We start from the raw sequence: 7,321 nt of genomic DNA on the forward strand, positions 1-7,321 counted from the left end.
ACTAAGATTTCGTGCTTATATAGAGTTAGCACTTTATATAAAAATTAAATAATTCCCGTGTTAGAAGCGTGCGTACTGATAACAATACTGTGTGGTTTTTTTGGCATCATCTTCAAAAAAAACTTGGTAATGAAAATTGTCTCAATGGATGTGATGAGTACGGGTGTGATTGCCTTTTATGTACTAATTGCATCACGAGAAGGATTATTTACTCCCATTATTTCCGAGGTAAAAAATATTGCTTATGCTGATCCTGTTCCCCAAGCAGTCATATTAACAGCGATAGTCATCGGTTTCTCGATACAGGCTTTGATGCTAGTTGGTGTGATGAAATTAGCACGGGATAATCCCACATTGGAAAGTAACGAGATTGAGAAAAATAATACACCATGAATACCATTACACTGGCTTGGATTGCTACCCCATTTTTTCTAGGGTTCATCATTTTTCTAGTCCCCAAACTTAACCGACATTTGACAATGTGGGGGACTATTGCTTCTGCTGCTTATGGGTTGCAGCTATTTATCGAACCATCACCCATCACCCTGAATTTACTGGATAGTTTCGGGATCACCTTAATAGCTGACCAGTTAAGCGGTTACTTTATTTTCACAAATGCCCTGGTAACGGCTGCTGTTGCCCTCTACTGCTGGCGCAGTGATAAAACGGCTTTTTTCTATGCCCAGATGATTATTGTGCATGGTAGCCTGAATGCTGCCTTTGTCTGTGCAGATTTCATTAGTTTATATGTGGCTTTAGAAGTAAGCGGTATTGCGGCTTTCTTATTGATTGCTTATTCTCGTAGCGATCGCTCAATTTGGGTAGGTTTACGGTATCTTTTTGTTAGTAATACTGCAATGTTGTTTTATCTGGTTGGTGCAGTGCTGGTTTATCAGACGCATCATTCCTTTAGTTTTGCCAGTTTAAAGGGATCACCACCAGAAGCACTAGCATTAATTTTTCTGGGATTATTAATCAAAGCGGGGATTTTTGTCTCCGGGTTATGGCTACCTTTAACTCATTCTGAATCAGAAACACCAGTTTCCGCATTGATGTCAGGAATTGTCGTTAAAGCCAGTGTTTTACCTTTATTACGTTGTGCATTCGTTTCCGAAGAAATTGATACCATAGTCAGAATTTTTGCTGTGGGAACAGCTTTAATGGGTGTCTCCTATGCTGTCTTTGAAAAAGATACTAAGCGAATGTTGGCGTTTCACACAATTTCCCAATTAGGCTTTATTCTTGCTGCACCGGCTGTAGGTGGATTTTATGCCCTCACCCATGGATTAGTCAAGTCATCTTTATTTTTGATTGCGGGTTCTTTACCCAGTCGCAATTTTAAAGAACTGCAAAATAAACCCGTTCATACTAATATTTGGATAGCCTTAGCGATCGCTAGTTTATCAATTTCTGGTTTACCTTTGTTGTCAGGTTTTGAGGCAAAAGTATTAACGACAAAAAATTTAGAATCTTGGCAATTTATACTGATGAATATTGCCGCAGTTGGTACAGCCATATCTTTTGCTAAATTTATTTTTCTCCCCCATGCAAAAGCAGAAGAAGAAGAACAGAAAACAAAATCCGGTTTTTGGATATCAGTAATCTTTTTAATTACTGGATTATTTGTGGCAAATATTGTCTATCTTCCAGCTTATGAAATCACCAATATCACAAAAGCACTTTTAACTATTGCTGCGGGCTGGTTAGGATATCATTTCATTTTCAAGAAATTATCCATATCTCTACCTCGTGTATTTGAAGAATTTGAGCATTTAGTTGGTGTCATGAGTTTAACTTTAATCCTATTATTTTGGATGGCTTTCCCATGATTGGACATCTCATATTAAGACTAACAATTTGGTTATTACTCACTGCTAATGTGAGTTTAACAAATATTATCATCGGTGTAATTATTGCCTTAATTTTACCACGTGGTAAGTCATCACCAGAAAAATTAAAATCTTGGGTAAAGGTAATAATTAAGATCCTTATTGCGATTCCGGTAGCTTTTATGGAGGCATTTGAAATTATCTTCCGTCCCCATAACCAAGAAGAAATTATCATGGAGAAAGTCAAACTAAACAGATCACCTTTATTGATTTTCCTCGATATATTTCTGATTACCTTTACCCCCAAAACCATAGTTTTGAAGTACCACGAAGAAGGATGGTATGAAGTTCACCAAATTAAACCCAGGAAAAAACAAGCATGAACCTAGAAATAGTCTTAATAGCAATGATTTTGGCTTTACTTATTCCCATTTATGAAGCTTGGAAAAGTGATGATACCTGGCAGAAAATGTTAGCTTTTGGTAGCATTTCCAGTAAAGTAGCCATCATGATTCTTGTAATTTCCGTTTTGCGAGATGATTGGATGATTGGTGTAGTTGCAGCGATTATTTTGACAGTAGGAAATGCCGGCTTAATGTTATTAGCACATATCCTCAGAAGATTAGGTGAAGTATGATTAACCTTCTTAGTTATACCTGCATAAGTATTGGCATAGTTTTTTGGTTTTGGGGAACTTCTCATTTAGTCAGCAACAGATCAGTATTATTCAAATTACATGGACTTTCTGTTGCGGATACTTTAGGTTCAATGATGATTATTGTCGGACTACTACTGAAAATACCCAGTGAATGGCCATTACTTGTTCTTGGCATTATTTCCTTAGCAATTTGGAATACTATGCTGGGTTATGTATTAGCATACTGTTCAACAGAAGAGGAAAAACATGAATGATACTTATCTCTATTTAATCATTGCTTTATTACCCTTAACTGCGGGGATGTTAGTAACTCAAACTAATCCCTATCATGCCTTAGTAATTCGTGGGGTACTCGGTGCAGTTGCAGCAATGGTAGATGCAGTTTTAGGTGCAGCAGATGTGGCTTTAACAGAAGCATTAATGGGAACAATGCTATCAATTACTCTCTATGCGATCGCAGTTCGTTCATCCTTAGTATTACGTCTTGGTGTCATGGAAGATCAGTCAATAGAAAAAAATCAAGACGGCAATTTTCAACAACTTATGAGCGACTTTCGCCGCATTTTCAAGAAACATTATCTGCGTCTAGAACTCGTACCTTACACTACTAAAGAAAATTTACAACAGGCGTTAATAGAAAAAGAAATTCATGCTACCTGTGCGCCATTAGAAAAGTTTGTGGAAGCAGAAGAAACATACCAAACCGTGATTAGAGTGCAACGCATTTATAACATCATAAAAAGCGAACTGTCATCACCAAAGACAGGTTTAAGATATTTCAATGTTTTAGATTCAGGGGAGCAAAATTTATGAAATTAGTTTACATTTTAGCCGGAATAGCTTTATTTGTAAAAATGCTGATCATGCCTAATTCCGAACTAAATTTACCAGATATTTCCATTGTGGAAACAGTGGTTAAAGAAAGTGGTGTTCCCAATGCAGTATCAGGGATTATTTTCAGAAATCGGCTATATGATACAATCTTTGAAGTTATTGTTTTTACTATAGCCATTCTCGGAGCTAATTTTTTATTAGCTAATGAAAAACCATCTTGCAGCATCTATCAATTTAAAGATCAACCATCAATAATATTAGCTCGTCTAGGGGCGACAATTGCGGCATTAGTGGGCATTGAATTAGCAATTAGGGGGCATTTGAGTCCGGGGGGTGGTTTTGCGGCTGGAGTCGCTGGAGGGACAGCAATCGGACTGATAGCAATTACCTCATCATACCAATGGATGCAGGACATTTACCAACGTTGGCACGCGGCTATGTGGGAAAAGATTTCGGTGTTAGTCTTTATTGTTTTATCAGTGATAACTTTGTCGGGATTTGAGTTACCACACGGTGAGTTAGGAATGCTTTTTAGTGGCGGAATTTTGCCAATATTAAATATCTTAGTTGCTGTTAAAGTGGCATTAGGTTCTTGGGCTGTGATTTTGATTTTTATTCGTTATCGGGGTTTGTTATAAAAAGTGGGAGTTTAAAGAATTAGCGATCGCACTTAAGTAGGTGAACACAATAAAACCAAACTGTGTAAAGAAATGTAAAATCGCCTAAACCCTCTTCACTCTTGCCTTTTGCTTTGCCATAACGACAATTTTCAACGCCAACCTACTTAGGGACTTCCAAGAAATAAATTATCCTGATTAACGAACCACAGAGGCGCAGAGGACACAGAGGAATAAGGGTTTGAGAGATTTTTGCGTTAGGTGGTTGAGTATTTTTTTATTTGGAAGTCCCTTAGCTTGTGTTAACCTATCGCTTAACCTAATCTAGAAATCAATGCTAAAGTGCAATAATAGCTGGTACTTCTTCTTCAACTTCATAACCATTTGCTAATCTTTCTATCGCACCATCAATTAAATCTAAACCTTGTTGGACAGTTTCCATTAAACTTAACTTACCCCGTAAATCAGCCGCACCCATAAAGCCTTTTGCATACCAAGTCATGTGTTTACGAGCTTGACGGACTCCCCTATCTCCCTTGTATTCCCACAAAGCAAAAAGATGTTCTCTGGCACATTCTAAGCGTTGAATTGGGTTAGGTGGTGTTAATAATTCTCCAGTTTTTAAGAAATGATCAACCTCACCAACTAAAAAGGGATAACCTAAAGTTCCACGAGAACACATTACTCCATCTGCACCAGTTTGTTCTAAACATTTTACCGCAGCTTCCACAGAAAAAATATCCCCATTCCCAATTACAGGAATTGATAAAATATCCTTGACTTTAGCTATCCATTCCCACCGCGCATTACCATTATAACCTTGAGCGCGAGTGCGTCCATGCACAGTAATCATTTTTGCTCCCGCGTCTTCCATTCTTTTCGCAAAATCAAGAATAGTAATTTCCTGATCATTCCAACCAATGCGAGTTTTTACAGTTACAGGCACATCTACCGCTTTGACAACTTCCCGTACAATTGCTTCCGCAATTTCTGGTTGACGTAATAAAGAAGAACCGCCACCATTTTTAGTAATCTTATTCACAGGACATCCCATATTAATATCAACAGTATCTGCTCCTTCAGCAACTGCTTTTATGGCTGCTTCTGCTAAAAAATCGGGACGACAATCAAATAATTGAATACTAATTGGACGTTCGTTAGGATCTACTTCCATAATTATTGGTAATTGCTTAACATAATGTAAGCCTGTAGCATTTACCATTTCTGTATATAGCATAGATTCTGGGGCATAACGACGCACCAAACGCCGAAACACCAAGTCAGTCACCCCGGACAAAGGAGACTGTAAAACACGGCTTTTAACCTCAAATGAGCCGATTTTTAGGGGTGTGGAAAGTCTAGCTTGGAGTTCAGGTGAAAGGGAAATCATGGTGATAAATAAATATAATGGTTAATTGGGGAATCGAAGACTAACCAAGGGTAGTTAATTGCAGTGTGGGTTTTTAAACCAGTAAATCCTAATGGACATAAATAAGATGACTATAAAAAATACTGAACATAAAGACCGTCTTCTTGTCTCTTACCTCTTGTGTGGGGCTGGTTTTTTGGGAATAGGTGGTTTACATCGCTTATATAATGGTAAAACGGCTAAGTAGGTGAACACAATAAAACCAAACTGTGTAAAGAAATGTAAAATCGCCTAAACCCTCTTCACTCTTGCCTCTTGCCTTTTGCCTTGCCATAACGACAATTTTCAACGCCAACCTACTTACTGGTTTATTATGGTTCTTTACCTGTGGGTTCTTTTACTTGGGACAAATCTATGATTTATTAATCATACCTAATATGGTGGACGAATATGAGCAGAAATTGCTACTAAAAGCAGGTTTATCACCTTTAGGCGTATCCATGAATGAACGGATATTTATTTCCCAAGTTCACAAACCGGCGGAGAAACCAATGATTGTTAAACTAATAGAAGCCGCAGAAGCTAAGGGTGGTAGTTTAACTGTAACTCAAGGTGTTAAGGCTACAGGAATGAGTTTTGCAGAAGTCGAAGCTACACTCCAAGAAATGCTGAAATCAAATCATATCAGAATTGGTAATGACCCCATTTCTGGAGTCGTAACTTATTATTTTGATGAATTGTAATAATCAAAAATAGCATCTTTATTAATTACCTCAGTCACACTAAAAATCTGTTGTAGGGTGCGTCAGATATCAATAATCTGTTTCTTGGCAGGATTTATGCAAGTCTGACGCACCCTACCAATGTGCCAGTTGCGTAAGTCCTGTAGGATTGCAATGACTCATTTAGATTATGAATGAGTTACTTTGTTTTTTGTGACTTTGCTTCAGATAAATTCATATCACACAAGTCAATCAACTTACAAATATCACAACTAGGAGAACGGGCTTTACAGACAGCCCGACCATGATAAATTAATCTAATTGACCAATTCTCCCAATCTGGTTGGGGTAATAACTTCATTAAATCCTTTTCAATTCCCACAGGTTCAGTATTTTTTGTCAATCCCAAACGCTGACTTAAGCGCTTTACGTGAGTATCTACAGTTACTCCAGCATTAATACCATAAGCATGGGCTAAAACCACATTTGCAGTTTTCCGGGCTACTCCTGGAAGCTTTAATAAGTCTTCCATTTTGTTGGGAACAACAGAGTTAAAATCCTGAACAATCATTCGACAAGCGCCTTGAATATTCTTGGCTTTATTACGATAAAAACCTGTCGAACGTACCAATTCTTCTAACTCTGTTAAATCTGCATTTGCTAGACTTTCCGCGTCAGGAAATTTGCCAAATAATCCTGGCGTTACTTTGTTTACCCTTTCATCTGTACATTGAGCGGAAAGAATAGTTGCTACTAATAATTGTACAGGGGTGGCATAATCTAGGGAGCAAGTTGCGTCTGGATAAAGATGCTGGATACGGGAAAGAATTTCTAAAGCCCGTTGTTTTTCGGTTAATGATTTGCGAGTCACATCAGCAATTTTAAATTTAGAATTATTATTTTGGTGTAGTGTAGGGGTTTAGCAATGCTCATTGGTGTCAACTTAAGTTAGAAATGGCTTATCTGTTTGCTGCCACACCCGCCCTGAAATGAATTTCAGGGCTAATAGCCAAAGTTTACTAAAGTAAACTGAGGATTTAGACAATTCTTAGTCATCTTGAGATGACTTTTGCTATTAGACTGGGAATTCATTCCCAGGCGGGCTATGGGTTTTACTTAAGTTAGAAATGGCTTATCTGTTTGCTGCCACACCCGCCCTGAAATTCATTTCAGGTCTAATAGCCAAAGTTTACTAAAGTAAACTGAGGATTTAGACAATTCTTAGTCATCTTGAGATGACTTTTGCTATTAGACTGGGAATTCATTCCCAGGCGGGCTATGGGTTTTACTTA

The 7,321-nt window shown here is 37.8% G+C and carries 10 protein-coding genes; 8 read left to right on the forward strand and 2 right to left on the reverse strand.

Annotated features, from left to right (window positions below; translation table 11 throughout):
• Positions 1-57 precede the first annotated feature (57 nt).
• The 7 genes from AN486_RS12355 to AN486_RS12385 are packed head-to-tail and all read left to right on the forward strand — an operon-like array spanning position 58 to position 3,959.
• Positions 58-393, forward strand: a complete 336-nt coding sequence (locus AN486_RS12355; protein WP_039201263.1) for a cation:proton antiporter subunit C — start codon at positions 58-60, stop codon at positions 391-393.
• Complete coding sequence (locus tag AN486_RS12360; protein WP_290600867.1) at positions 390-1,829, forward strand: cation:proton antiporter; 1,440 nt, start codon at positions 390-392, stop codon at positions 1,827-1,829. The genes AN486_RS12355 and AN486_RS12360 overlap by 4 nt, the downstream gene beginning before the upstream one ends.
• Entirely contained in the window at positions 1,826-2,212 is a 387-nt protein-coding gene (locus AN486_RS12365; protein ID WP_039201717.1) for a Na+/H+ antiporter subunit E, read from the forward strand. Before AN486_RS12360 ends, AN486_RS12365 begins: the two co-directional genes overlap by 4 nt.
• Positions 2,209-2,466: a hypothetical protein gene (locus AN486_RS12370; RefSeq protein WP_053539415.1), complete on the forward strand. Its 258-nt coding sequence runs from the start codon at positions 2,209-2,211 to the stop codon at positions 2,464-2,466. The genes AN486_RS12365 and AN486_RS12370 overlap by 4 nt, the downstream gene beginning before the upstream one ends.
• Positions 2,463-2,741: a monovalent cation/H(+) antiporter subunit G gene (locus tag AN486_RS12375; protein WP_290600870.1), complete on the forward strand. Its 279-nt coding sequence runs from the start codon at positions 2,463-2,465 to the stop codon at positions 2,739-2,741. Before AN486_RS12370 ends, AN486_RS12375 begins: the two co-directional genes overlap by 4 nt.
• Positions 2,734-3,300 carry a DUF4040 domain-containing protein gene (locus tag AN486_RS12380; RefSeq protein ID WP_290600872.1) on the forward strand — a complete coding sequence of 189 codons (567 nt, stop codon included), beginning with the start codon at positions 2,734-2,736 and terminating at the stop codon, positions 3,298-3,300. The genes AN486_RS12375 and AN486_RS12380 overlap by 8 nt, the downstream gene beginning before the upstream one ends.
• Positions 3,297-3,959, forward strand: coding sequence for a Na(+)/H(+) antiporter subunit B (locus tag AN486_RS12385; protein ID WP_053539413.1), 663 nt, complete (start codon positions 3,297-3,299; stop codon positions 3,957-3,959). The genes AN486_RS12380 and AN486_RS12385 overlap by 4 nt, the downstream gene beginning before the upstream one ends.
• 316 nt (positions 3,960-4,275) lie before the next feature.
• On the opposite strand, the gene dusB is transcribed toward AN486_RS12385, so the two are convergent.
• Positions 4,276-5,328, reverse strand: a complete 1,053-nt coding sequence (gene dusB, locus AN486_RS12390; protein ID WP_039201721.1) for a tRNA dihydrouridine synthase DusB — start codon at positions 5,326-5,328, stop codon at positions 4,276-4,278.
• Between the two features lie 287 nt (positions 5,329-5,615).
• On the opposite strand from dusB, the gene AN486_RS12395 reads away from it, so the two are divergent.
• Positions 5,616-6,050 (forward strand): hypothetical protein, encoded by a 435-nt coding sequence (locus AN486_RS12395; RefSeq protein ID WP_053539412.1) that lies wholly within the window; start codon positions 5,616-5,618, stop codon positions 6,048-6,050.
• 178 nt (positions 6,051-6,228) lie between these two features.
• Here AN486_RS12395 and nth read toward each other — a convergent pair whose 3' ends face one another.
• Entirely contained in the window at positions 6,229-6,900 is a 672-nt protein-coding gene (nth, locus tag AN486_RS12400; protein WP_190384683.1) for an endonuclease III, read from the reverse strand.
• Positions 6,901-7,321 lie beyond the last annotated feature (421 nt).

It is taken from the genome of Anabaena sp. AL93 (assembly GCF_001672085.1).
GTDB lineage: Bacteria > Cyanobacteriota > Cyanobacteriia > Cyanobacteriales > Nostocaceae > Dolichospermum > Dolichospermum heterosporum.

Coding starts and splice junctions, on each gene's coding strand:
- AN486_RS12360 (WP_290600867.1), top strand. CDS start 390: ATGAATACCATTACACTGGCTTGGATTGCTACCCCATTTTTTCTAGGG.
- AN486_RS12365 (WP_039201717.1), top strand. CDS start 1,826: ATGATTGGACATCTCATATTAAGACTAACAATTTGGTTATTACTCACT.
- AN486_RS12370 (WP_053539415.1), top strand. CDS start 2,209: ATGAACCTAGAAATAGTCTTAATAGCAATGATTTTGGCTTTACTTATT.
- AN486_RS12375 (WP_290600870.1), top strand. CDS start 2,463: ATGATTAACCTTCTTAGTTATACCTGCATAAGTATTGGCATAGTTTTT.
- AN486_RS12380 (WP_290600872.1), top strand. CDS start 2,734: ATGAATGATACTTATCTCTATTTAATCATTGCTTTATTACCCTTAACT.
- AN486_RS12385 (WP_053539413.1), top strand. CDS start 3,297: ATGAAATTAGTTTACATTTTAGCCGGAATAGCTTTATTTGTAAAAATG.
- dusB (WP_039201721.1), bottom strand. CDS start 5,328: ATGATTTCCCTTTCACCTGAACTCCAAGCTAGACTTTCCACACCCCTA.